The 24,387-nt window shown below is 62.0% G+C and carries 22 protein-coding genes; 7 read left to right on the plus strand and 15 right to left on the minus strand.

Features of this window, described 5'->3' with window-relative positions; genetic code table 11:
- Entirely contained in the window at positions 1–1,032 is a 1,032-nt protein-coding gene (locus BLW55_RS00840) for a DUF1176 domain-containing protein (protein WP_090325997.1), read from the minus strand.
- 235 nt (positions 1,033–1,267) lie between these two features.
- Between BLW55_RS00840 and BLW55_RS00845 the strand changes: the two genes are divergently transcribed.
- A complete protein-coding gene (locus BLW55_RS00845) occupies positions 1,268–1,753 on the plus strand; it encodes a hypothetical protein (protein ID WP_090326000.1) in 486 nt (161 codons plus the stop codon).
- Here the strand turns inward: BLW55_RS00845 and BLW55_RS00850 are convergent.
- The 3 genes from BLW55_RS00850 to BLW55_RS00860 all read right to left on the minus strand — a co-directional run bounded on the left by BLW55_RS00850 (position 1,719) and on the right by BLW55_RS00860 (position 5,239).
- Entirely contained in the window at positions 1,719–3,128 is a 1,410-nt protein-coding gene (locus tag BLW55_RS00850) for an MATE family efflux transporter (protein ID WP_090326003.1), read from the minus strand. The two genes, BLW55_RS00845 and BLW55_RS00850, sit on opposite strands and share 35 nt — an antisense overlap.
- Before the next feature lie 135 nt (positions 3,129–3,263).
- The gene (bmt, locus tag BLW55_RS00855) at positions 3,264–4,292 is read right to left on the minus strand and encodes a betaine--homocysteine S-methyltransferase (protein WP_090326006.1); all 1,029 of its coding nucleotides are present in this window, start codon (positions 4,290–4,292) and stop codon (positions 3,264–3,266) included.
- A gap of 95 nt (positions 4,293–4,387) precedes the next feature.
- Positions 4,388–5,239: a helix-turn-helix domain-containing protein gene (locus tag BLW55_RS00860; protein WP_090326009.1), complete on the minus strand. Its 852-nt coding sequence runs from the start codon at positions 5,237–5,239 to the stop codon at positions 4,388–4,390.
- A gap of 183 nt (positions 5,240–5,422) precedes the next feature.
- Between BLW55_RS00860 and BLW55_RS00865 the strand changes: the two genes are divergently transcribed.
- The 3 genes from BLW55_RS00865 to BLW55_RS20600 all read left to right on the plus strand — a co-directional run bounded on the left by BLW55_RS00865 (position 5,423) and on the right by BLW55_RS20600 (position 7,546).
- Entirely contained in the window at positions 5,423–6,433 is a 1,011-nt protein-coding gene (locus BLW55_RS00865) for a fatty acid desaturase (protein WP_090329844.1), read from the plus strand.
- Positions 6,434–6,475: 42 nt separating this feature from the next.
- The gene (locus BLW55_RS00870) at positions 6,476–7,210 is read left to right on the plus strand and encodes a phosphate/phosphite/phosphonate ABC transporter substrate-binding protein (protein ID WP_090326011.1); all 735 of its coding nucleotides are present in this window, start codon (positions 6,476–6,478) and stop codon (positions 7,208–7,210) included.
- 93 nt (positions 7,211–7,303) lie between these two features.
- A complete protein-coding gene (locus tag BLW55_RS20600; protein ID WP_143038409.1) occupies positions 7,304–7,546 on the plus strand; it encodes a hypothetical protein in 243 nt (80 codons plus the stop codon).
- 82 nt (positions 7,547–7,628) lie between these two features.
- On the opposite strand, the gene BLW55_RS00875 is transcribed toward BLW55_RS20600, so the two are convergent.
- The gene (locus tag BLW55_RS00875; protein ID WP_090326013.1) at positions 7,629–10,193 is read right to left on the minus strand and encodes a GcvT family protein; all 2,565 of its coding nucleotides are present in this window, start codon (positions 10,191–10,193) and stop codon (positions 7,629–7,631) included.
- Between the two features lie 28 nt (positions 10,194–10,221).
- The gene (locus BLW55_RS00880) at positions 10,222–11,790 is read right to left on the minus strand and encodes a trimethylamine methyltransferase family protein (RefSeq protein WP_090329845.1); all 1,569 of its coding nucleotides are present in this window, start codon (positions 11,788–11,790) and stop codon (positions 10,222–10,224) included.
- Positions 11,791–12,243: 453 nt separating this feature from the next.
- Between BLW55_RS00880 and BLW55_RS00885 the strand changes: the two genes are divergently transcribed.
- Positions 12,244–13,626 carry an aspartate aminotransferase family protein gene (locus BLW55_RS00885; protein ID WP_090326015.1) on the plus strand — a complete coding sequence of 461 codons (1,383 nt, stop codon included), beginning with the start codon at positions 12,244–12,246 and terminating at the stop codon, positions 13,624–13,626.
- Positions 13,627–14,081: 455 nt separating this feature from the next.
- Here BLW55_RS00885 and mmsB read toward each other — a convergent pair whose 3' ends face one another.
- Both mmsB and BLW55_RS00895 read right to left on the minus strand, forming a co-directional pair.
- Positions 14,082–14,966, minus strand: coding sequence for a 3-hydroxyisobutyrate dehydrogenase (gene mmsB / locus BLW55_RS00890; RefSeq protein ID WP_025031530.1), 885 nt, complete (start codon positions 14,964–14,966; stop codon positions 14,082–14,084).
- A gap of 43 nt (positions 14,967–15,009) precedes the next feature.
- Complete coding sequence (locus BLW55_RS00895; protein WP_090326017.1) at positions 15,010–16,179, minus strand: isobutyryl-CoA dehydrogenase; 1,170 nt, start codon at positions 16,177–16,179, stop codon at positions 15,010–15,012.
- 126 nt (positions 16,180–16,305) lie between these two features.
- Between BLW55_RS00895 and BLW55_RS00900 the strand changes: the two genes are divergently transcribed.
- Positions 16,306–17,775: a cobyric acid synthase gene (locus tag BLW55_RS00900; protein ID WP_090329846.1), complete on the plus strand. Its 1,470-nt coding sequence runs from the start codon at positions 16,306–16,308 to the stop codon at positions 17,773–17,775.
- A 2-nt stretch (positions 17,776–17,777) separates the two neighbouring features.
- Here BLW55_RS00900 and BLW55_RS00905 read toward each other — a convergent pair whose 3' ends face one another.
- From BLW55_RS00905 to BLW55_RS00920, 4 genes are all read right to left on the minus strand, one after another.
- The gene (locus BLW55_RS00905) at positions 17,778–18,212 is read right to left on the minus strand and encodes a VOC family protein (RefSeq protein WP_090326020.1); all 435 of its coding nucleotides are present in this window, start codon (positions 18,210–18,212) and stop codon (positions 17,778–17,780) included.
- Between the two features lie 73 nt (positions 18,213–18,285).
- Positions 18,286–19,137: a helix-turn-helix domain-containing protein gene (locus BLW55_RS00910; RefSeq protein WP_090326023.1), complete on the minus strand. Its 852-nt coding sequence runs from the start codon at positions 19,135–19,137 to the stop codon at positions 18,286–18,288.
- Between the two features lie 40 nt (positions 19,138–19,177).
- Entirely contained in the window at positions 19,178–19,348 is a 171-nt protein-coding gene (locus BLW55_RS20715) for a hypothetical protein (protein ID WP_007009729.1), read from the minus strand.
- A 50-nt stretch (positions 19,349–19,398) separates the two neighbouring features.
- Positions 19,399–20,184 carry a TSUP family transporter gene (locus BLW55_RS00920; protein ID WP_007009728.1) on the minus strand — a complete coding sequence of 262 codons (786 nt, stop codon included), beginning with the start codon at positions 20,182–20,184 and terminating at the stop codon, positions 19,399–19,401.
- 257 nt (positions 20,185–20,441) lie between these two features.
- Between BLW55_RS00920 and BLW55_RS00925 the strand changes: the two genes are divergently transcribed.
- Positions 20,442–20,813: a TerB family tellurite resistance protein gene (locus BLW55_RS00925; RefSeq protein ID WP_007009727.1), complete on the plus strand. Its 372-nt coding sequence runs from the start codon at positions 20,442–20,444 to the stop codon at positions 20,811–20,813.
- 80 nt (positions 20,814–20,893) lie between these two features.
- Here the strand turns inward: BLW55_RS00925 and BLW55_RS00930 are convergent, their stop codons facing one another.
- The 3 genes from BLW55_RS00930 to BLW55_RS00940 are packed head-to-tail and all read right to left on the minus strand — an operon-like array spanning position 20,894 to position 24,341.
- Positions 20,894–22,528, minus strand: a complete 1,635-nt coding sequence (locus BLW55_RS00930) for an ABC transporter ATP-binding protein (RefSeq protein ID WP_090326026.1) — start codon at positions 22,526–22,528, stop codon at positions 20,894–20,896.
- Complete coding sequence (locus tag BLW55_RS00935) at positions 22,525–23,397, minus strand: ABC transporter permease (RefSeq protein ID WP_090326029.1); 873 nt, start codon at positions 23,395–23,397, stop codon at positions 22,525–22,527. The genes BLW55_RS00930 and BLW55_RS00935 overlap by 4 nt, the downstream gene beginning before the upstream one ends.
- Positions 23,394–24,341 carry an ABC transporter permease gene (locus BLW55_RS00940; RefSeq protein ID WP_090326032.1) on the minus strand — a complete coding sequence of 316 codons (948 nt, stop codon included), beginning with the start codon at positions 24,339–24,341 and terminating at the stop codon, positions 23,394–23,396. Before BLW55_RS00940 ends, BLW55_RS00935 begins: the two co-directional genes overlap by 4 nt.
- Positions 24,342–24,387 lie beyond the last annotated feature (46 nt).

The following is a 24,387-nucleotide window of genomic DNA, read 5'->3' on the forward strand; positions in this document are numbered from 1 at the left end:
TCAGGGCCCCGTGTGATAGTCGAGGATCGTGATCGGATCCTTCTCGCCGTCATAGGACGCATCGACATCGTAGCGCACGAGCGTAAAAGTTCCTTCGCGGAAAATCCACGTGCCGGCGGAGAAGGCATCGCCGATGCCGCGCCACTTGTTGTAGCTGGTGAGCGTTAGCGTATCGGCATCGTAGGTGGAGTTCACCAGCGTGTCGCTGGCTGTATAACCGACGATGCGGATGTCCTCGACTTTGCCGTCGCTGTCGCCGCTTTCGTACTGCACACTCGTCTCGGGCGTGGCGAATTGCAGAGGTGTGAGCCCGCCTTCCTCATTGGCCAGGATATAGGCGTGGTTCTCGTTATAGGCACCGCTTCCGCAATAGAAGCGGAAGAGGCGGGCCTCATGCTTCGGCGTATCGAGGCCTTCATGCGAATAGTTGAACGGGATCGTATAGCTCTGCATCTGGTCGCTGGCGTCCCTGTCCGGCGCCTGCGGACAGTTGCGCCCGTATATGGATGAGAAGAGCGCCTTCGCATCGGCCAGAACCGTATCGGTTCCATCGGGCGTGCCGTCGCCGCAACTGGCGGGCAGAACATCGCGCAGTTCCCCGGCCACAGGCTTCATCTCCGCCTTTTCGATGTGCAGCGGCGCATACGGCGTTCCCTGAATTTGCGGGTTTGACAGGCGCAGCGTGTAGCAGCCGGCGAAAACCCGCTCGCCGCCATCGCCTGCTCTCGCGCGGATGGCGACGGGAAGCGAGTAGACGATGCTGCCGGCAGCGCCTTCGGAGGAGGCTGTCCCGGTCACCAGGGCGACATGATCCGTGTCCGCATAGCCTTCCTGATAGGCATCGAGACTGGCAGCCGGCGGCGTTGCGAAATAGTCGTACGCGCGGGCGTATTCCTTGCGATTGACCGCATTGTACAGCGATTGCAACAGGGTCTCGGGCGACGACCGGTCATCCAGATAGGGCTCGTCCTGTGCGAATGCCGGTGCTTGCAGAATGGCAAGGACTGCGGTGGTTGTGAAAGCGGATTTCATCAGGGCCTCCTCGGCTCGAAACGGCGTGCAGGGTAGCGCGAGTAACATCGATTCGCACATATAGTAGCGTTTCAAGAGAGCCCAGATTGTGATCGCAGGTGGGGACACAGACGTGCATTTCAGCATTGCTTCAAATAGAGTGAAGCAAAGAGTAAGTTTCTTAACCGCACAGGGCTAAGGCTGCGCCTGTTGCTTTTTGAATGAATGGAGCTCCCGCGCCGGCGGGAGAGGCGATATGGCCATCGGGAGGCGCCGCGATTTCGCGGCATTGCTTGATGAACTGATCAGCGAGGACATTGAGCATGCGGGCGGTGCGTCTGCGAGCCTCAACTCCCTCGACTATCTATCCGTGGCCGAGGAACTTCATTCGGGCCGCATCAACTTCACCGACCGGCGCGCCCAGGTGGAATATGGCGAGCACCAGACGCCGGAGCCGGCTAAGCCGGTTGAGCCAGAGGTCATGGCTGCCGAACCGCCTCCGGCGCCGCCGCTGACGACGGACCCGGACGAGATTGCCCGTGAACTGGGACTGGGCGGAACGATCGAGCCGAGACTGCTCGACCGGCTGCGGCGCGACTTTGCCTTTCGCAATCACCCCGACCGGGTACCGGCTCATCTGCGGGCCAACGCCATGATGCGCATGCAGGTGGCGAACATGCTGATCGACGAAGCCAAACGCGGCAGGTTCAGGCCACGCGGCTCTGGTGAAGCCAGGGCATGAGGCGCTCGCGTCTCAGCCAGCGCACGTAAAGCAGCACCGATACGATGGCGAGGCCGCTGACCAGGCCGATCCAGATGCCGGGTCCATCCATGCCGAGGGTGAAGGCGAGAACCACGCTCGACGTCATGCCAAGGCCCCAATAGCCAAACAGCGAATAGATCATCGGCACTTTCGTGTCGTGCAGGCCGCGCAGCATTCCGGCGGCGACCGCCTGCGCGCCGTCGAAAATCTGGAACAGGCCGGCAAAAGCCAGGAAGGTGACGGCGAGGCCGATGACTTCCGCATTCTCCGGCAGATCGAGATCGATGAAGGCGCCGATGAGCGGCCGGGGTATGGTGACCATCAGCAGGGCCATCAGCGCCATGAAGCCGACGCCCATGACAAAGGCCGTCCAGCCGGCGCGCGTGATGCCATCCAGATTCTGCGCGCCGAAGGCACGGCCCACCCGCACCGTGGCAGCCTGGCTGAGGCCCATGGGCACCATGAAGCTGATGGACGCGATCTGGATCGCAATGGCGTGCGCCGCGAGCGCGGGGGCGCTGATGAGCCCCATGAGGAGGGCTGCGGCATTGAAGATCGTGACCTCGAATGTCATCGAACCCGCAATCGGAAGACCAAGCCGGATCAGCTCGAAGAAGCGGGGCCAGTCGGAGCGCCAGAAGCGGCCAAAGAGCTGGTAGCGGCGAAACTGGCGCTCCACCGAGACGACGAGCACGAGGCCGAAAAACATCAAAATGCTGGAAAGCGTCGTGGCAATGCCGGAGCCGGGCACGCCGAGTGCCGGAAAGCCGAGGTTGCCGAACATAAGGCACCAGTTGGCCAGCACGTTGAAGGCCACCATGATGAACATGATGGTCAGCGCCCAGCCCGGACGCTCCAGCGCGGAAATGAAGGAGCGCAGGACGATGTACCCGAAAAAGGGCAGGGCAGCCCATTGCAGTGTGCGCACATAGCTGCCGGCGATGCTCGCAAGGGTCGGTTCCTGTCCCATCCATAAGAGAATGCGCTCGGATTGCCAGAGCAGAAGCCAGATGGGAATGGAGACAGCAATGGCAAGCCACAGGCCCTGCCGCACGGTGCGGCGCACGTCGCGCAGGGAGTGAAGCTTGCGGCCAAGCGCGCTCGCCATCATGGGCGAGGTAGCAAGCAGGAGGCCGAGCCCAAAAATGAGCGGCGCGAAATAGAGATTGTAGCCGAGGGTTCCGGCCGCAAGGGAATCCGGACCCAGCCGCCCCATCATCATGACGTCGGTCGTGGTCATGGCGATCTGGGCAAGATTGGTGAGCACCATCGGCCAGGCGAGCGCCAGCATTGCGCGCGCTTCAGCGGTCCACGGATTGGCCGGCGCGCGGGCGCCGGGAGCAATGGCCGTCATGTCGTCTACCTCTTGCGGCGGGCGGAAATCTCGACGCCTGCCAGAATCATGCGCGGAAGGAGGATGCCTTCGGCGAAAACCGCTTTTAACGCACCGAGCCTGACAGGCAAGGCGGTTTCGCTTGGTCCAGTCCCGTCAGCTGCGGGCGCGCCGAGAGCGTCGTGTCCCGGTGCCTGCTCCGCTTTCGGAAGCCGATTTGTTGCGCAGCGGGCCGACGCGGGCGACGATGTCTGCGATGCCGGGACGGTTTTCGGGTTCCCTGTGGCCATCGAGCGCTGCGCGCATGGCCGCCAGGTGTTCGAACGAAGTGCCGCAGCACCCGCCGATGATCCGCGCACCGCCGTCGACCGCGAGCCGGACATATTCGCTCATCAGTTCCGGCGTTCCGGAATAGTGAACCTCCGTGCCGCGAAACTCCGGAATGCCGCAATTGCCCTTCACCACAACCGTGGCATCTGGCCGTGCTTCGGTCATGTCGAGAAGGGCGGCGAGAATGTCGGGCGCGCCGACACCGCAATTGGCGCCAACGGCGACCGGAGACTGACCGAGATCGTCAACGACGGTGTGAATGTCTTTGGGCGCAAGGCCCATCATGGTGCGGCCGGCCGTATCGAACGAGCCTGTGTAGGTGTAGGGCAGGCCAACGCGGATCGCCGCCTCCGCCGCCGCCCGGATCTCATCCGGCGCAGACATGGTCTCGATCCACGCGACTTCCGCACCGCCTGCCTTCAGCCCCTCCATCTGTTCGGCGAAGGCTTCGACCGCTTCCTCGTAGGTGAGAGCGCCAAGCGGCACCAGAAGCTCGCCGGTGGGGCCGACGGAGCCAGCGACGATGACACGACTCTCCGCCTTGCCGGCAACGCGGCAGGCGATTTCCGCCGCCTTCCTGTTAAGTTCGAAGACGCGGTCCTGGGCGTTGTGCAGCTTGAGCCTGTGACGTGTGCCACCAAAGGAATTGGTCAGGATGATGTCGGCGCCGGCATCAACGAACCCCTGGTGCAGAGCCTCGATCTTTTCTGGCGCATCCTCATTCCAGAGTTCGGGTGCTTCGCCCGATTCCAGCCCCATGGCAAAGAGGTTCGTGCCCGTCGCGCCATCGGCGAGAAGGACGCCCTTTTCTGCAATGAGTGCATCGATTGGATTGTCGGGTGCCGGCTGTTGCATCGGGGATGCCTTCCATTGGGTCGAGACTGACGGGCGAGCCTGCGTTCTTTGAATAAAGATATAAAGAAATCTTTATATCCGTCAATCCAGAGATTTTACCCGAGCCTGAGGCTCCTGACGAAATCGGCTGCCTCATGGGCGTTGACCTCGGCATCACGGATGAGCCCGTCGAAATGGCGGGTCAGGCGCTGCAGGGAGCCGGTGGAACTGAGCACCAGATACATGCCGCCCATGTAGAGCGCCGCACGATAGGGGCCGAAGATCGTGTAGGGGGCGGAATAGCGCCTGCGTCCGTCGAACAGGAAAAGGCGGAAGGTGGGATAGAGATCATCGAGCAGGCGTGCCATATGGATGATCTGTTCGGCCCGCACCTGCTCGGGCAGGGTGCGCCACACGCCTTCGCCCTTGGCGAACAGCTCCAGCGTCTGGCGCGGCATGCAGACCTCCATGTCTGTTTCTGGTCTGCGGTTGTAGTCGACGCGGTATCGGGCTTCGCTGATCTGGGTCGCGCGGCGCTGTGGCATGGCTTCCGATTCATAGAGGATGACGGCTTCCGTGCGCAGCAGGTCCGGAATGCCCGAGGGCACATAGCGTATCTTGGTGCCCACGGCTTCGGCGTGCCATCTGGCGAGCATCGTGTCGCCGAACCCGCCCTCTGCTTCTGCGATTTCGAGACTTTCGCGCAGGTCTCCGGTGATGCCCTCGTCCTGGCTGAGGCCGAGCACCCAGTCGAGCGACACCTTGTGCTCCGCGGCGATATTGATGAGCGTTTCGGCACGCGGAAGGCGTGTGGAGGCACCAGAGAGGAGCTGCGACAGGGCCGAGCGGTCTATGCCGACGGCCGCTGCAAAGGCCGACTGGTTGAGGCCGGAGCGCTGGAGCAGGATCTTGAGGCGATCGCGGAAGGTGCCGGAAAGATCCCGCTTGTCGATAACTGACTTTTCCATCTTTCATTCAATGCGGCTGGTGACTTTAGTAAACAAATGATATGATTGGTGCGCGTTGTCAACGAATTGTGCACTTTCTCGCATTGCGTGTATCGGCTGCTCCTGACAGAATCATGTCAGTATCAAAACGCGCTGCTTCGGCTGCCGATAAGGGCTTGGGTGCAGTGCAGAACCGGAACAATGATGGATATGATGACCAGACGCCGGGGCAGACGTCCTGCGGCGGCGGAATGGCCGACGCTTGCCCTGATCATCCTCTGCTACGGGGGGTGGGCGGCTGCGGGCCTCCTGCTGTGGCCAAACTGGCCGTTGACAGGCCTGCTGCTCCTGACATTGATGATCGCGCTGCAAAGCTCGCTGATGCATGAGTGCCTGCACGGGCATCCCACACGCTCATCCGCCCTCAACGAAGCGCTGGTTTTTCTGCCCGTCGGGCTTGTCTATCCCTATCGCCGCTTCAAGGCGCTGCATCTGCGGCATCATGCCGACGAGCGGCTGACGGATCCGTTCGAGGATCCGGAGAGTTACTACAAGGCGCTCTGGCAATATGAGGAACTGCCTGGCTGGGCGCGCCGCGTCCTTGAAATCAACAACACGATGATCGGACGTTTCCTTCTGGGGCCGCTGATCATGAATATCGGGTTCTTCGCCGCCGAGGCCACGCTGATCAGGCGGAATGTGCGCGGCGTGCGCCGGGCGTGGCTCCTGCACGGGGCGGGGCTGGCGCTCGTTCTGCCGGTCATCGCTTATGGGTTCGACATGCCGCTGTGGCTTTATATCCTCGCGCCGGCCTGGCTCGGACAGTCGCTGATCTCGGTGCGCACCTTTGCAGAGCACCAATGGTCAGAGCGGCCGGACGGGCGGACGATCATCGTCGAGCGGTCGCCGCTGGCGCTGCTGTTTCTGAACAACAATCTGCATCTGGTTCATCACAAAGTGCCGACCGCGCCCTGGTATCGCCTGCCTGCACTCTATCGGGAACGGCGGGCGGAGTGGCTCGCCATGAATGATGGCTACAGTTATGGGAGTTACTGGGCGCTTCTGAAGGAATTCGCATTCCGACCCAAGGAACCGGTGCCGCATCCGGCCCTGCGGCGCGCGCCTGAAGCACCCAGCGGGTTTCGTCCACGCGCACATGGCCGGACGGTTGGCGGGCGGGGCGCGCCCGTGCCGGCCAGGCCCGCGAAGGAGTAGTAGGCGCTTGCGTTTGACACGCCATGCACCCGATAACAGCGCATGAGCGAATGGATTGCCGCCCTTCCCATGTATGACTGGCCCGAATGCCGGCGGGACACTGACGCCCAGTGGCAGGGCTGGCGCGACGCCCTGCGCAGGCGCGGTGTCGATGCGCCCCAAGCACTGACACGCACCGGCGATCTGCAGGCGCTGTGGCGAAGCCCGAACCTGCTGCTGGCGCAGACATGCTGGGGCCCGATGGAAGCGGGGCTCGCCGGGCATGTGCGTGTGGTCGGGCAGCCAGATTATTCGGCTTATGAAGGCGGTGAGGGGGCGTATTATTCGAGCGTCATCGTGATGCGGAAGGACGTGGCCGGGCCCGACATGGCCGCACCCGAAGACGGGCGGGCGCGTCTTTCGCCCGATCTCATGCGGGGCAAACGCCTTGCCTACAATGAAGCGCTCTCGCGCTCCGGTTTCCTCGCCCTGATTCAGGATCTGAAGGAGGCGGGGGAAGCTGTTGATCTGTTTGCAGAAAAACTGGAAACGGGCGGGCACCGCGCCTCGCTTGAAGCTGTGCGGGACGGGCGGGCGGATGTCTGTGCCGTCGATTGCCGGAGCTGGGCAATGGCACAGCGTTTCGAACCGGGTGTCGATGGCCTGCGTGTCGTCGGCTGGACGGCGCGACGCCTGGGGCTTCCCTATATTACGAGCCGGCGTGCAAGCGATTCTGTGGTGAAGGCCATTCAACATGCTGTGCGCACAAATCGTGGGTGCGGGTGTTTCAGAGCATAAGCCTTTATGCTTATTTCATGAAAGTATCGATTTTCTGATTTGCAATTGCTGTCTATTGATATTGAGTAATGTAATTTTAATGGAGTTATTTAAATGAGTAAATATAGTGAAATATATAAAAATATAAGCCAAATATTATTGGCCGAATTTGGAGTCTCTGATGAATATATAAAAGGAGAATATCGATTAAACGGCGATATTCTCGACAACCGATTGGAGGTCTTCGAGCTAACTCTCAACGTCGAGAACGAGTATCAGATTGGCATTGATGAAAATCTGATCACCGAAAAAACAACATTTGGCGATTTGGTCAAGATTGTAGAGAACGCGCTCTGACGAACGACCGGGCAGCGGGGTTTGCACTCTCCGGATCTACCAACCGGCAGACACGCACAAATGCAGAATGGTGCCACTCTGCTTACGCTCGCATTCTCCCGCCCCCGGGATCAAAAGGCGGCTCGATATTGACGCGCGCCGGGCGGCGGCGGCCGAGTATCTCGATCTCGAACAGGCCGGCGCTTTCGTCCTTTGAAAGGGCCGTAGGCACATAGCCCTGCGCCATGGATTTCTCGACAGAATGCGCATAGCCGCCAGACGTTACCCAGCCGACGACGCGCCATTCGCCATCGACAATGCCGCTGCCGGCGATGGTGGTCTCGGCACCCTTCGCATCGAAGCGGGGCGCACCATAGCCATGGGGCGGCTCGACGGTGCCGAAATCCTGATCGCCGACCTTTGCCCAGATGGGCTCGTCGCCCATCACATCGGCGTCTTCCGCCTCGACGATGAAGGAAACACGGCGCAGGCGCGGCCCCTCCCGCTCTTCACGCTTGGCTGCTTCGCGGCCGATAAAATCGCCCTTGTCCAGTTTGACGAAACGCTCCATCGCCCCTTCGAAGGCGCCGTAGATCGGGCGCAGCTCGCGGAACCAGGTCGGAAAATTCTTTTCAAGCCGCATCGAGAGCAGGGCGCGCATGCCGAAATCGACAATGCCGAATTCGGCGCCCACCTCCTTCAGCGCCGCATAGACGAGGCGCTGACAGGCCGGCGGCATCCAGATTTCGTAGCCGAGATCGCCCGTATAGGTGAGGCGATTGACCATGCAGGGCGCGCCGGCGACGGCCATCTCGCGGAAATCCATGAAGCGGAAGGCATCTTTCGAAATGTCGACGTCGACACATTTTTCAAGCACGGCGAGGGATTTCGGGCCGGCGAGCGAAAGGCCGACAAGGGTCTGGTCGAAGCGGTGGAGATGCACCGTGCCGTCGCGCGGCAGGTGCTTTTCGAACCAGCGCATATGGTAGATCTGCGCGGCTGACGAGCCCCAGACCATGAAACGGTCGGCGCCGTCCTTCGGACCGCGACTGGCAATGGTGAAATCGCCGATGAGCTTGCCGAATTCGTTGAGCATCGGAGTGAGGACGATGCGGCCGGGCTTTGGCAGGCGGTTGGTCATCAGGTGGTCGAGGAAGGCTCGCGCGCCGGTGCCGGAAATCTCATACTTTGCAAAATTGGCGATCTCGGTGATGCCCACGCTCTCACGCACGGCGCGCACCTCTTGCCCGACAGGCGCAAAATCATTGGACCGATGGAAAGAGACGATGTCATTTGGCTCGGTGCCTTTTGGCGCGAACCAGAGCGGCGTTTCCAACCCCCAGGAATCGCCCATGACCGCATTGTTGTCGCGCACCATGATGTCGTAGAGCGGCGTTGTCTGCGCCGGGCGGGCGGCGGGCAGCTCCTCGTTCGGGAAGCGGATGGAGAAGCGGCGGGAATAGTTTTCCCGCACCTTGGCGTTTGTGTAGCGCAGGCTTGCCCATTCGCCGAAACGCGTCACATCCATGCCCCACACATCGAAGCCGGGATCGCCTTCCACCATCCAGTTTGCGAGTGCGAGCCCGACACCGCCGCCCTGGCTGAAACCGGCCATGACCGCGCAGGCGACCCAGTAATTGGTCAGGCCCTGAACCGGGCCGACAAGCGGATTGCCGTCGGGCGCGAAGGTGAAGGGGCCGTTGATCACCTGCTTGATGCCGGCATTTTCGAGTGCCGGGAAATGGCGGAAACCCACTTCAAGAGAAGGAGCGATGCGGTCGATGTCCGGCTCCAGGAGCTCATGGCCGAAATCCCATGGGGTTTGACGCGGCGACCACGGCTTTGCCGCCTTCTCATAGGTGCCGAGCAGAATGCCGTTGCGCTCCTGGCGCGTATAGATTTCGCCCTTGAAATCGATGACGCCGATCATCTCGCGGCCGGTCTCGCGGTTGAAGGCCTCCACTTCCGGCATGGGCTCGGTGAGGAGATACATGTGCTCCATGGCCAGAAGCGGGAGTTCCAGGCCCGCCATGCGGCCCACTTCGCGCGCCCAAAGGCCCCCGCAATTGACCACGTGCTCGGCTTCGACCGTGCCTTTCTCGGTGACGACTTTCCACGTTCCATCAATGGCTTGCGTAAGTTCCGTGACTCGGTTTCTGAGCACGATCTCCGCCCCCAGTTTGCGCGCGGCCTTGGCATAGGCGTGGGTGGTGCCGGACGGGTCGAGGTGGCCCTCGACCGGATCCCACATGGCGCCGACGAAATGGCGCTCATCCATCAGGGGGAACATGGACTTGGCTTCAGACGGTGTGATGAGCTCGGTCTCCATGCCGAGATAGCGACCCTTGGCATGGGCAAGGCGTAGGAAATCCATGCGCTCGGGGCTGTCGGCCAGCATGACGCCACCTGTCAGATGCAGCCCGCAGGGCTGGCCGGAGATTTCCTCGATCTCCCGGTAGAGCTGGACCGTATAGGCCTGGAGCTTCGCAACGTTGGGATCGCCATTGAGTGTGTGGAAGCCGCCCGCCGCATGCCAGGAAGACCCGGAGGTGAGCTCGGAGCGTTCAATCAGCATGACGTCGCTCCAGCCGGCACGGGCAAGGTGATAGAGCACCGAGCACCCGACCACACCGCCGCCGATGACAACTGCTTTTGCATGCGATTTCATGAGGTTGTACCTGCTACTGGAATCGAAACTAGAAATCCGTCGGAGCGCCGCCTTCGCGGATGCGGCGCTCGACAAACGCGTCGAGTTCGTCCCGGATCGCCTCCTCCATGGGGGGCGGCTCGTACATGGCAAGCCGCTCCTTCCAGAGGCGATTGGCATGGTCGATTGCGGTGGGAGAGCCGGCCTGAGCCCAGGTCTCGTAATTGCGCCAGTCGGAAATGATGGGGGAATAGAAAGCCGTCTTGTAGCGCGCCTGCGTGTGCGGGGAACCGAAGAAATGCCCGCCGGGGCCAACCTGGCGGATGGCATCGACCCCGAGCGCATCCTCCGAGAGATCGAGCGGCTGCAGAAACTCGGCCACCATCTGCAGAAGATCGATGTCGAGCATCATCTTTTCGTAAGAGCAGCACAGCCCGCCTTCGAGCCACCCGGCGGCATGCTTGACCATGTTTGCGCCGCCCTGAACAACACCCCAGAGCGAGAAGGTGCTTTCATAGGCTGCCTGCGCATCGACCGTGTTGGCGGCGCAGACATTGGAGCTGCGATAGGGAATGCCATAGCGCCGGGCAAGCTGTCCGCCCAAAAGCTGCGCCTTCATGTATTCCGGCGTGCCGAAGGCGGGAGCGCCGGAGCGCATGTCGACATTCGACGTGAAACCGCCATAGCCGACGGGTGCGCCCTTCCTGACCATCTGTGCGAATGCAATTGCGGCCAGCGCCTCGGCATTCTGCTCCACCACCGCGCCGGCAATGGTGACGGGCGCCATGGCGCCGGCCAGCGTGAACGGCGTGACGATGACCGCCTGCCCGTGACGGCTCATATGGATGATGCCTTCCATCATCGGAATGTCGAGTTTCAAAGGGGAGTTCGTGTTGATGATGGTGAAGCAGGAAACCTCTTCGGCAAACTGCTCGGCGCTGACACCGCGCGCGATCCGTGCGATTTCGAGACCGTCTAGATTGCGTTCCCGCCCCAGCGAATAGATGTGGAAGGCCTTGTCGGTGAGCGTGGCGATGTCACGCAGACATTCCAGATGTCGGATGGACGGATGGATGTCGATCGGTTCGACCGGGTAGCCGCCCTGGCACTGGATGATGTTGTGCATCTGCGACAGCTTGATGAAGTTTCGAAAATCCTCCTGATTGCCCGGCCGGCGGCCACGGTCGAGGTCGGAGCAGTTCGGTGCCGACGCCATCTGCGCGAGAATAAGGCTGCTCCCGCCCATGCGCAGATTGTGCGCCGGATTGCGCGCGTGAACTTCGAACTCCGAAGGGCAATGGGCGACGTATTCGAGGATCAGCGCAGGATCGAAATGGACGCGCTGGGTATCGGCCCGCACATCGGCACCATGCGCTTTCATGATGGCGCGCGCTTCATCGTGAAGCACTTCGACGCCGATCTCGCTCAGCACCCGGAGCGATGCCAGATGAATGGCTTCGAGCTCATCCTCCGAGACAATGCGGGTGGGCGTGAACGGATTGACGAGGCGGCGAAAGGGAGGCTGCTCGAAGCTGCCTGTATTGCCGCGCTTGGCGGCGCGCCCGCCGCGTCGTGAACGGGTTGGGCCGGAATCAGCGGTTGCGAGGTCCTGCGTCATGGGCATCCTTCGTGACTGCTGCGATGGGATCATATGATGGGGCCAAGCCAGCCGGCGAAAGGTCGGGCTGGCGACCCGTAGAGCGAGAGATGCGACATTTTCGGGAACCGCCCCCTGTCGTACCGGCTTGAACGGCCTGCGGCAGTGTGGCTAGGGCCAGGACTTAGATCGCCGTGCGTCCATCCGGACGCACAAAGGACGATCTGATCTATTGCTGGAGCATCGGAATAGCCCGAAAACCGGATTCCACTTTTCGGTCCGATGCTCTAGATTTGGTGCATGAACCCAAGTCCCGGTCCACAGGAGAACGATTTGCCCGCGCCCAAACCGTCACCGCGCACACGGCATACGGAACTCCTGCGGCTATGCGCACGCATCGGATATTCGCCTCCCGGCGTCGTTTGAAACGGCCTCCGATTTTATCGGAACAGTTCAAACGAAGAGAGCAAGCCTATGACATACAGGAATTTTTCCCTGAACCAGCTTCAGGAAATGGACGCTGCGCACCATCTGCATCCGTTCACGGACCACGAGGATCTGCGGGCGGCGGGGTCACGCATCATCAGCCGCGCCAACGGGCCTTTCGTCTATGACACGGAGGGCAACGAGATACTCGACGGGATGGCCGGACTGTGGTGCGTGAACGTCGGCTATGGCCGCTACGAACTTGCCGAAGTGGCCCATGAGCAGATGAAGGAACTGCCGTATTACAACTCCTTCTTTCGCTGCTCCACGCCGACCCCCGTGCTTCTTTCGCAGAGACTGGCGGAGATCGCGCCCCAAAACATCAACCAGGTTTTCTACGGGTCATCCGGATCGGAAGCCAACGACACAGCGCTTCGGCTGGTGCGGCACTACTGGGCGCTTGAGGGCAGGCCGGAAAAGAACCGCATCATCTCGCGCAATTGGGCCTATCACGGCTCGACCGTTGCGGCGACCTCGCTGGGTGGTATGGCGGCGATGCATGGACAGCTCTACGGGGCGGTGCCCAATATCGACCACGTAATGCCGCCCTACGCATTCGAGCTGCGGGAGGCGGGCGAGAGCGACCATGATTTCGGTCTGCGCGCTGCGAAGGCGGTCGAAGACGCCATTCTCGAGGCCGGGCCGGAGAACGTCGCAGCCTTCATCGGTGAGCCGGTGATGGGGGCAGGCGGCGTCAAGATCCCGCCGGAAAGCTATTGGCCGGAGATCGACCGGATCTGCAAAAAACACGATGTGCTCCTGATGCTGGACGAGGTGATCACCGGCTATGGTCGCACCGGCGCGTGGTTTGCCGCCGAGCGGCTTGGACTGCAGCCTGACACGATCACCACGGCCAAGGCGCTGACGTCGGGCTATCAGCCGCTTTCAGCGCTTCTTGTCGGTGACCGGATCGCCGAAACGCTGGTGGGGAAGGGCGGCGAGTTCTTCCACGGCTACACCTATTCAGGGCATCCGGTGGCATGTGCTGTGGCGCTGAAAAACCTGGAGATCATCGAGCGGGAGGGGCTGGTGGAGCGGGTGCGCACCGATACGGGCCCCTATCTGGCCGAGACGCTTCAGGCGCGGCTTGGCGGACACGGCATTGTCGGCGAGGTCCGGTCCTTCGGGCTGATGGCAGCAATCGAGATTGTCGCGGACAAGGAAACGCGCAAGCGCTTTCCCGGTCAAGGGGCGGCGGCATCATGCGTGCGCGACCACGCAATCGACGGCGGCATGATGATGCGGGCCGTGGGTGACACGATGATCCTGTCGCCGCCATTGATCTGGACCCGCGAGACCGTCGACATGGCGTGCGACCGGATAGAGACGGCGCTGAACAGGGCCGAAGCCGAACTGCGCAAGGGAGGATGATTCCGTAGGGTTCTGACACCAGAGCGGTTCACCGTTTCAGGGAAACGCTACTCTGCTCTATCTGTCTCTTTCTACGCATTTATGCGGACGTCAGGTGATTCCACCTGACTGCAAATACTCTAATGCATGTCGCTTCAAATGAGTTCATTTGAAAGACAACGAACATGCATTATTTCAAAGTGTTACAGCGTCCTTTGCGCGTCTTATAAGACGCGCGGCGCTGTAAAGAAAAACCGCGTTTCTTCGGGCGGGAAGAGACGCGGTTTTACAATACTCGAATACTGCTCTTCGCACTTACGCAACGCTGCGAAGAGTTCCCGTACCGGTACGCGAGACCTGATCCGGCGTCGGGGAGGCTTCAAAGCCGCCTCGACGTCATTTCTAGCCCCTCATGGTTACCGGGAGGTTAGCGCGACATGTAAAATCACGCTTTTTTGCCGGCGTTCTATTTTTTTTCAGCTCTGCCTGCCACGGAGAAAGTTGATGATGCCGGAAAAATCGGTGCCTTCGTGGCCCATGGCGTTGAAGAGCGTGTAGAGCTGCGCTGCTTCAGCGCCAAGCGGCGTGGCGGCACCTGCGCTCTGGGCGGCTTCCTGCGCGAGCTTCAGATCCTTGAGCATGAGGCCCGCCGCAAAGCCGGGCTTGTAGTCGCGGTTGGCGGGCGATGCAGGGACCGGACCGGGCACGGGACAATAGCTTGTCAGCGACCAGCACTGGCCCGAGGATGTGGAGGCGACGTCGAACAGCGCCTGATGGGAAAGCCCGAGCTTTTCGGCCAGAACGAAGGCCTCGCCAACGGCGATCATCGAAATGCCGAGGATCATGTTGTTGCAGATTTTCGCCGCCTGACCGGCGCCACCGTCGCCGCAATGGACGACGCGCCCCGCCATCGGCTCCAGAATGGGGCTGGCCTTCGCAAACGCGTCAGCAGAACCGCCGGCCATGAAGGTCAGCGTGCCGGCTTCCGCACCGCCCACCCCGCCCGAAACCGGTGCGTCGATGGAGAGAAGCCCGTGTTGTGCAGCAATCTCATGCGCCTTGCGGGCCGACTCCACGTCGATGGTGGAGGAATCGATGAAGAGCGCGCCTTTTCCGGCCTTTGGCGCGATGTCGGCATAGACGGAAAGAACATGCTTTCCGGCCGGCAGCATGGTGATCACGACCTCCGCATCCTTCACCGCCGCTGCCGCGCTTGCCATGACCGTGACGCCATTTTTGGTGGCGGTCTCGAGATTTTCCGTAATCAGGTCGAAGCCAAGAACCGTGTGACCGGCCTTGACGAGATTGGCTGCCATGGGATTGCCCATATTGCCGAGACCGATGAATGCAATGCTTGCCATATGTTTCCTCCGGGGGCGTGGCGTGGCGGCTTCGGCGAACCGGTCAGCCGCGGCCGACCAGGTGCCGTGCAATGATGAGCCGCATGATTTCGTTGGTGCCTTCGAGAATCTGGTGAACGCGCAGGTCCCGCACCAGTTTCTCGACGCCGTATTCATGCAGATAGCCATAACCGCCGTGAAGCTGGAGCGCGTCATTGGCAATGTCGAAGCAGGTGTCTGTGACGAAGCGCTTGGCCATGGCCGACCATTTGGAGGCGTCGGGCGTCTTTGCATCCAGCTTGGAGGCAGCCGTGTAGAGCATCATGCGTGACGCCTGCAGGTTCGTCTCCATGTCGGCCAGTTTGAACTGGAGCGCCTGAAAACGGTTGATTGCCTGACCGAAGGCCTCGCGTTCGGCCGTATAGGCAAGTGCCCTGTCGAGTGCGGATTGCGCACCGCCGAGAGAACACGCGGCGATGTTGAGCCGCCCGCCGTCGAGCCCGGCCATGGCGATGCCGAAGCCTGCGCCTTCGCTGGACAGAAGGTTTTCGGCAGGCACTCTGCAATCTTCGAAGATCACCTGCCGTGTCGGCTGCATGTGCCAGCCCATCTTGAACTCGGCCGGGCCGAAGGAGAGGCCGGGAGCGTCTTTTGGAACGACGACCGTGGACACGCCTCTGGGGCCGTCCTCGCCGGTGCGCACCATGGCGACATAGATGTCGTTTTCGCCTGCACCGGAGATGAACTGCTTGGTGCCGTTCAGAACGTAGTCGCCACCGGATCTGACGGCCTTTGTCTTCAGCGCCGCGGCATCGGAGCCGGAGCCGGGCTCTGTCAGGCAATAGCTGGCAAGCCATTCCATCGAGGTGAGTTTCGGCAGAATGCGCTGGCGCTGCTCTTCATTGCCGAATGTGTCGATCATCCAGCCGGCCATGTTGTGGATGGAGATGAAGGAGGAGAAACCGGGGCAAGCGGCGGCAAGGGCTTCAAAAATCAGCACTGCGTCGAGCCGGCCGAGGGCCGAACCGCCGACATCGTCCCGCACATAGATGCCGCCGAAGCCGAGCGGGCCGGTTTCGCGCACCACATCGGCCGGGAAATGCTTGTCGCGGTCCCAGTCGAGCGCGTGCGGCGCCACGCGGTCTGCCGCAAAGCTCTGGGTCATCTCCTGAATGGCGCGCTGGTCTGCATTGAGCTCGAACTGCTCCGCAGCTTGCGAAACGCTGGCGTCCATAACGTCCTCCCGAAATGGAATTTCTTCCCTGATGGATCAGTTTAGTGCATTGAGGGAACCGCGCAATGCGAGGTGTGGCACAGGCGCTGTGCATCAAACGCGGTGAGGACGAAGACGGGGATGACCATGGCGCGCGCCATCATGCTGCAGGGCACGGGCTCGGATGTGGGAAAATCGGTGCTTGTGGCAGGGCTTTGCCGAATGGCGAAGCGGCGGGGGCTCAGCGTTCGCCCGTTCAAGCCGCAAAACATGTCCAACAATGCTGCCATCGCGGCCATACCGGGATCGTCCGAAATGGGGGAGATCGGGCGGGCGCAGTGGCTGCAGGCGCTGGCCTGCGGGGTCGCGCCGACAGTCGACATGAACCCGGTTCTGATCAAGCCGGAGAGCGACATGGGCGCGCAGCTCGTGGTGCAGGGGCGCTCGCGCGGCTCGGCACGGGCGCGCGACTATCAGCGCAGCAAGGGTGCGCTGATGGCGCCGGTGCTGGAATCCTTCGAACGGCTGCGCAAGGAGACGGACCTGGTGATCGTCGAGGGGGCGGGATCGCCGGCCGAGATCAATCTGCGTGCGCGCGACATCGCCAATATGGGCTTTGCCACTGAAGCCGATGTGCCGGTGGCGCTGGTGGGCGACATCGACCGGGGCGGCGTGATCGCGGCGCTGGCCGGCACGCATCTGATCCTCGATGAAGCGGACCGGCGCATGATCGTTGGCTATATCGTGAACAAGTTTCGCGGCGATCTCTCGCTGTTCGACGACGGGATTGCCGCCATTCACGATTTCACCGGCTGGCCCTCTTTCGGTGTGGTGCCGTGGCTTTCCGAAGCGCACCGCCTTCCGCCGGAAGATTCGGTCACGCTGGCGCGCCGCACGAGTGTGCTGCCGGCTAAGCTCAGGGTCGCCGTTCCGATGCTTTCGCGCATCGCCAATTTCGACGATCTCGACCCGCTCTCGGCCGAACCCGAGGTGGAGGTGGTGTTTGTGCCGCCGGGCGAACGCCTGCCGCGCGATGCGGGGCTGATCGTGCTGCCGGGTTCGAAATCGACCATCGGCGATCTCGCCTTCCTGCGCCGGCAGGGCTGGGACGAAGACCTGAAAGCGCACCGGGAGCGCGGCGGGCATATCGTCGGCCTGTGCGGGGGCTATCAGATGCTGGGCCGCACTGTGGAGGACCCGGAAGGGTTCGAGGGCGCGGCAGGCCGTGTCGAGGGGCTTGGCCTGCTGGATGTCGAGACGGTCATGCAGCAGCAGAAAGCGCTGCGCGAGGTGGAGGCCGTCTCGGTCAGATATCGCGTGCCGGTCACAGGATACGAAATCCACATCGGCCGGACGGAAGGGAAGGACTGCGCCCGGCCCGTTGCCATGATAGGCGACCGGGCAGAGGGCGCGACGTCAGGGGATGGCAGGGTGTCGGGCAGCTATCTGCACGGTCTGTTCGGCTCCGATGCTTTTCGGGCGCGGTTTCTCAGCGAGTTTGGCATCGAGACGGGCGGGGGCAGCTATCGCGCCCAGGTCGAGACCGCGCTCGACGACATCGCGCTAAAACTCGAACGGCATCTCGATTGCGATGCCCTGCTGGCCGCGGCGCGCTGACTCTACTCGGCGGCAGGGTTTTCATGCGCCTTTGGCCAGTAGGTGCCAAAGCACCAGACATTGCCTTCGGGATCGGCGCAGATGAAATCGCGGCTGCCATAGTCCGTGTCGCTCAGGTCCTGCAGGATTTTCGCGCCGGCGCCCCGCGCCCGGGCGTAAAGGAGATCTGCATCGTCGATCGCCACATAGGTGGATTTGCCTCCTGTCGCGCCCGGCGTGCCCACCAGGTCGCCATAGGCATCGTCGGCCGTTTCGCCGATCATGATCATGGACGACCCAAGGGCAAGCTCGGCATGGACGATGCAGCCATCGCGCTCGTGGCTGGCGTGGACGCGGAAGCCGAATGCCTCGACAAGCCAGTCGGCCATGCGGGCGGCATCGCGGTAGCGAAAGGTGGGGTAGATGCGCGGGGCCTCAAGCGGGATGATCTGGCTCATCACTCTCTCCGTTTCTCACGCCGCCACATTGTCACCGGCACGCGGAAACGTCTTGAAGAAATGTTACCGCTGATCAGCTGACGCGGCGTTTCCAGCGGGACGGGGTCTCACCGGAAAACTCCATAAAATCGCGGCTCATATGTGCCTGATCGGAAAAGCCGCATTCAAGCGCAATATCGGCCATGGCCCGCCCGCTGCTCATGGCAAGCTGCCGCACGCGGTGAAATCGCACCATGCGCGCATAGGTCTTGGGCGCGATCCCCACGTTTCGATGGAACATTTCGACGAGGTGCTTGCGGCTGCAATCGAGTTCGGCAGCGATATCGGCCATGGATGCCGATCCGTGAGAGGTAGCGATGCGGCGCAGGGCGATTGCGGTTTTCCGATCCGGCGCCGACGCTTCAAGCAGGCGCCGATAGACAATGCTCTCGACGATACCGAGGCGGCGGTTCCAGTCGGGCTCCGCTCCAAGACGCTCGCGCAGACGCCAGGCAAGCGGCCCCAGAAAGTCGTCGAGCGGAACCATGCGCGCGGCGAGCTCATGCATCGGCACACCGAAGAAGCGGCGTGCGCCGGTCGGCGTGAAATCGACCTGGATACAGGCGCTGGCGCCGAAGGAGTCGATGACCGCCGGTCCGGCATAGAGGCCTGAAGTGAAACAGGCGAACCGTTCATCCTGTTTCGGTGCGCGGCCAAGCGCGATGGTGAAAAAAGACGAAAAACTGATGATCAGCGGCACGGCCAGCGGCGCAGCCTGTATCTGACGAAAATGACCGCTCGTGCGCTCGGCATAGCCGGTGAAGCCGAGGACCGCGTCGCAAAACGCCGGCTGTGGAGGGCGCCTGATGAGGAAAAAGCAGTCAGGATCCGGCGGAAGAAGGCCTGCCGCCGTTTCCAGTCCTGGAAGTCCTGAAACATCGTACATGCAGGCACGATAGTGCCGCGCGCCGTTTCTGGAAAGGACTTCAGACGCCTTTCAGCATCGTTCCTCCTGCAAGCAGGATGTAGGCCAGTGTCATGATCCAGAAAGAGGGGATCGGCACGAAGGACAGCAGGTTCAGAGCCGCGAGAAGCGCGATTACGGCGATAACGAGGCTGAGAAGGAAAACGAGCTTGGAGGGTGCGTTGAGTGTCATGGGTATCCCCGATCAAGTGTTAGCGGGGAAAAGATAAAGCCAGTTACAACTTATAGGCCAATATATCGCAGGAGCGGGTTGTCACCGTCCATCAGGAGCCGCACTGCCAGGGCAACGCAAACCAGAACCAGCAGCGGCTTGATGATGCGCGCGCCCTTCTTCATGGCAAAGGCGGCGCCGATGCGTGCTCCGGCGATCTGCGCCAGGCCCATGACCAGCCCCACTTTCCATGCAATTGCCCCGACCGCAGCGAAGGCGGCAAAACCGCCGACATTGGATGCGAAATTGAGGAACTTCGTGTGGGCTGTCGCCTTGAGCATGCCCTGGCCGGCGAGGCCGACGAAAGCGAGCATGAAGAACGATCCCGTTCCAGGACCGAACGCGCCGTCGTAAAACCCCAGTAGGGGTGCGATGGTCAGGCCAAAAAGGAACGGGGTGATGCGCTGGGCGCGGTCAATGTCGTTCAAATTCGGTTTAAACGCGAAATAGAGCGCAACCGCTATCAGCAGGAAAGGGAGCATGCCGCGCAGCAGATCAGCCGGCAGAACCGTGGCCACAAGCGCACCGGCGATGGATGCCAGGAAAGAGAAAACTGCCGGAAAAATCTGGCTCGAAACGCGGACATGCCCGGCTTTTGCGTAGGCGTATGCAGCGGCTCCGCTGCCGAACATGCCCTGCAGCTTGTTGGTGCCGAGCGCCAGCACCGGCGGGAAGCCCGCGAGCAACAGTGCCGGGATGGTGACGAGGCCTCCACCGCCGGCAATCGCGTCCATGAAACCGGCAAAAAATGCGGCCAGCGTCAACAGCAGGAGAATTTCGAGACTTGCTTCAAACATGTTCAGGGGTAGCCAGCGGTAAGATGGCTTCTTGCAGCACAACCGGATGCACACCGCAAGGTGGATTTGCGACTGTACAGGAAGCTTTGCGCTGTGGTGCAATGAATGACAGAACTGCCCTGGCGAAGCTGCTTGTTGAGCCTGTCTGGAAGGGTTGTACTTGATTACTGCCAGAGCGTCATCGTGACGGACGAAGAAACCGGGAGCAAGCCATGTTTGCATCGCCAGAGTCCGGTTCAGGAGCGGAGGGGCCTTCGATGTCAGCCGCTTTGAATGCCATGGCCGCCGACGTGCTCCTTCTGCTTCGTCTGGCATTGACCGATGAGGTGCCGGGAAACCGTGAGAAGGCTGTTCTTGGCCGTTTCGCTTCCGCAATGCTCAAGCTTTCCGAGGACGACACCGCGGATATTGTCGGCACGCTCGAAGCGCTGGCAACGGAGACTGAAGTGATGCAGGCGAGAGCGAGCCTGCGTCAGATGAGCCAGGAGCGTCGGCTGATCCTTGCCGAAACACTGTTCGAACTGGCGATGCGTGACGCGGAGCTTGCCTCCCGGACCGAGCGACTGACGGCGCGGGTGTGTGACGTGCTGGGCCTAGGCGCAGACGAAGTGGCGCATCTGTCCGGCTGAGGTGAAACCTGCAGGCATGAGAAGAGCCGGTCGGCTGCACTACGACTGCAACGCGCGCGCATATGATGTGAAGCAGGACCTCAGATATGCTGCCCGGCCAGCCGCGCACTTATGGCTCGCTCCAGATCGGGGGCGGCATTGACAAGCGCCTGGGCCGCTTCCGATTCCGGGTGTCTCAAAACAGTTGCGGTAGGGCCGTTTTCGACGATGCGTCCCTCATGCATGACCATGACTTCGTCGGTGATTGCGCGGGCAACCGTTAGATCATGCGTGATGAAGAGATAGGTCAGATCGAGGCGCTTGTTGAGATCGGCGAAGAGGTCGAGAACCTGTGCACGGATCGAGACGTCGAGGGCCGAGACCGGTTCGTCGGCGACGATGAGCTTCGGGCGGGTGATGATGGCGCGGGCGATGGAAATGCGCTGGCGCTGACCGCCGGAAAACTCATGGGGGTATTTGCGCATATCACCGGCTGTCAGGCCGACGGATTCGAGCGCTTCGGCCACCCGTTCGCGGCGCTCGCTGGCCGAGGGTTTCTGATCAAGCAGATGCAGGGGTTCTGCCACCAGCCGCTCCACCTGATGGCGCGGGTTGAAGGAGCCATAGGGGTCCTGAAACACCACCTGCATGTTGCGGCGGGCGTGGCGCAGCTCATGCTCGCTCTTGCCACCGAGCGCCTCGCCATCGAGCCGGATTTCGCCCGATGTCGGCGTGTCGAGCGCCAGGATCATGCGGGCTAGCGTGGATTTTCCGCATCCCGACCGCCCGACCAGCGCAACGGCATGACCGGGCATGAGCGAGAAACTCACATTGTCCACAGCGCGGAAGGGTTCGGGCCGGGAAAACAGCCCCCTGCGACGGCCGGGATAATCACGCGTTACGCTGGAAACGGTGAGGAGCGGCGTGTGACGCCTGTCGTTGTCTGGTTCCTGCGGCCGGACTCTCGCCGGCACATGGGTGGAGGCTTCGGCGAGCTGACGCGTATAGGGATGTTTCTGCTCACTCAGAACGTTCGCGGCGGGGCCGCTTTCCATAACAGCGCCATGGCGCATCACGCTCACGCGGTCGGCCATGTCCGCCACGACGGCGAGATCGTGCGAGATGAGCAGAAGTCCCATGCGGTTTTCTTCCACCAGGTCGCGCAAGAGGTCTAGGATTTGCGCCTGAAGCACCACATCGAGCGCGGTGGTCGGCTCGTCGGCGATCAGCAGTTTGGGTTTCAAAGCGCAGGCGATGGCGATGACGACACGCTGGCGCTGGCCGCCGGAGAGCTCGTGGGGATATCGGGAGAGCGGAAATCTGGCCTCAGGCAGACCGACGCGTTCAAGAATGGCGCGGGTGCGTGCCTCGGCATCCGGCCGATTGGCGCCGGTGTGCCAGCGAATGCCTTCGGCCACCTGCTCGCCGATGGTCTTGACCGGATTGAGCGCGGTCATGGGCTCCTGAAAGACCATGCCGAGATCGTCGCCGCGCAGACGGCACATAGCCTCTTCTGGGGCTGACAGAATGTCGATCCCGTCGAAGACAACGCGGCCCTTTGCCCGTGCAAGCTCAGGCAGGAGCTGCATGACGGTGAGGGCGGTCATCGATTTTCCGGATCCGGATTCGCCGACAAGGCCAAGAACCTCGCCGGGCTGGATTTCGAGGTCGATGTCCTTCAAGACCGGATAGCCGGCAATGGAGAGCGACAGGTTTTCGATCTGGAGAAGGCTCATCGCTCGCGCCTCAGCCGCGGGTCGAGAAGGTCGCGCAGGCCGTCGCCCAGAAGGTTGAGCCCCAGCACTGTGATGACGATGGCAAGGCCCGGAAAAATGGCGAGATGCGGGGCGATCATCATGCGTGTCTGCGCCTCGAACAGCATGCGCCCCCAAGACGGCATAGGAGGCTGCGCGCCGAGGCCGAGATAGGAGAGACCGGCTTCGGCCAGAATGCCCAGCGCAAACTGGATCGTGCCCTGCACGAGCAGCAGCGCAACAATGTTGGGCAGGATGTGCTCGATGGTGATGAGCGTCTTGCTCTTGCCGGCGGCACGGGCAGCGAGGATGAATTCGCGCGGCCAGATGGACAGCGCGCCGGCACGCGCCACGCGGGCAAAGACCGGTACGTTGAAAATGCCGATGGCGATGATGGCGTTGATTGCGCCGGGGCCAAAAATGGCGGTGATCATGATGGCTGACAGAAGGGCGGGAAAGGCGAAGACGAGATCGTTGAAGCGCATCAGGATTTCATCGACCAGGCCGCCGCGTGCCGCCGCCCATGTGCCGAGCGGCACGCCGAGCCCCATGCCGATGCCGACGGCAACGATGGCAACTGCGATTGAGTTGCGTGCGCCGATCATGATCATGGAAAGAATGTCGCGGCCGAGATGGTCGGTGCCTAGCGGATGGGCAATCGACAGGCCCTTCATGCGGTCGGCCACGACAAGATGGGTGATGTCGTAGGGTGTCCACACGAAGGAAAGGAGCGCCATGGCGGCGACAATGGCGGTGATGACAAGACCGATCACGAAGGAACGGTTGGCAAGCGCCGCCTGCAGGAAGTGGCGTTCGGGCGGGGCTTCCGGTGCAGGCGCGTCGGGGGTCATCGGCGGGTCCTCAGGCGCGGATCGACGATTGCATAGCCGATATCGACCAGAATGTTGACGGCGATGACCGTGGCGACCAGCAGCATCACCACGCCTTCCACGACGATCAGATCGCGCTGGGTGATGGCCTGGAAAATCAGGCGTCCGAGGCCGGGCAGATAAAACACATTCTCGATGATGATGGTGCCGGCAAGCAGAAAGGCGAATTGCAGGCCGAGAATGGTAAGAACCGGAATGAGCGCATTGCGCAGCGCGTGGTGCCACAGGACAATGCGGCGCGGCATGCCCTTGGCGCGTGCGGTGCGAATATAGTCTTCGCCAAGGACTTCCAGCATGGCGGAGCGGGTGACGCGGGCGAGGATCGCCGCCTGCGGCAGGGCGAGCGCGATAGCGGGCAGAAGGAGGGCCTTGAAACCGGCCCACAGTCCTGCATTCCAGCCCGGAAAGCCGCCGGCAGGCACGAGGCGAAGCCATACGGCGAAGAGATAGATCAGGATGAGCGCGAACCAGAAATTGGGGATGGCGACACCGATCTGGGCCGCGCCCATGCTGATCGTGTCGGCAGGCTTTCCGCGCCTTGAGGCGGCGAAAATCCCGACGGGCAGGGCGATTGCCGTGGACAGGAAAAGCGAGATGAGCGCGAGCGGCAGCGAGACCATGACGCGCTCGCCGATCAATTCGAGCACCGGCGATGAATAGGTATAGGAATTGCCGAAATCGCCGGTCGCCATGCCCGAGACCCAGCCGAGATAGCGCATGAGCACCGGCTGATTGAGGCCCATTTCCTCGCGCAGGGCAGCCAGTGCCTCGGGTTCGGCGTTCATGCCGAGCATTACGAGGGCCGGGTCGCCCGGGACAATCTCAAGAACGAGAAACACGACAGCCGACGCCACGATGAGCGTGACGAGGCCGATGGCGATGCGTTTTAAGAGATAGGCGAGCATGGGCGACCCCGGAACCAGGCCGCGTACGCGGCGCGGTTCCTTTCAA

This window comes from Nitratireductor aquibiodomus, from assembly GCF_900105565.1.
Lineage (GTDB): Bacteria > Pseudomonadota > Alphaproteobacteria > Rhizobiales > Rhizobiaceae > Nitratireductor > Nitratireductor aquibiodomus.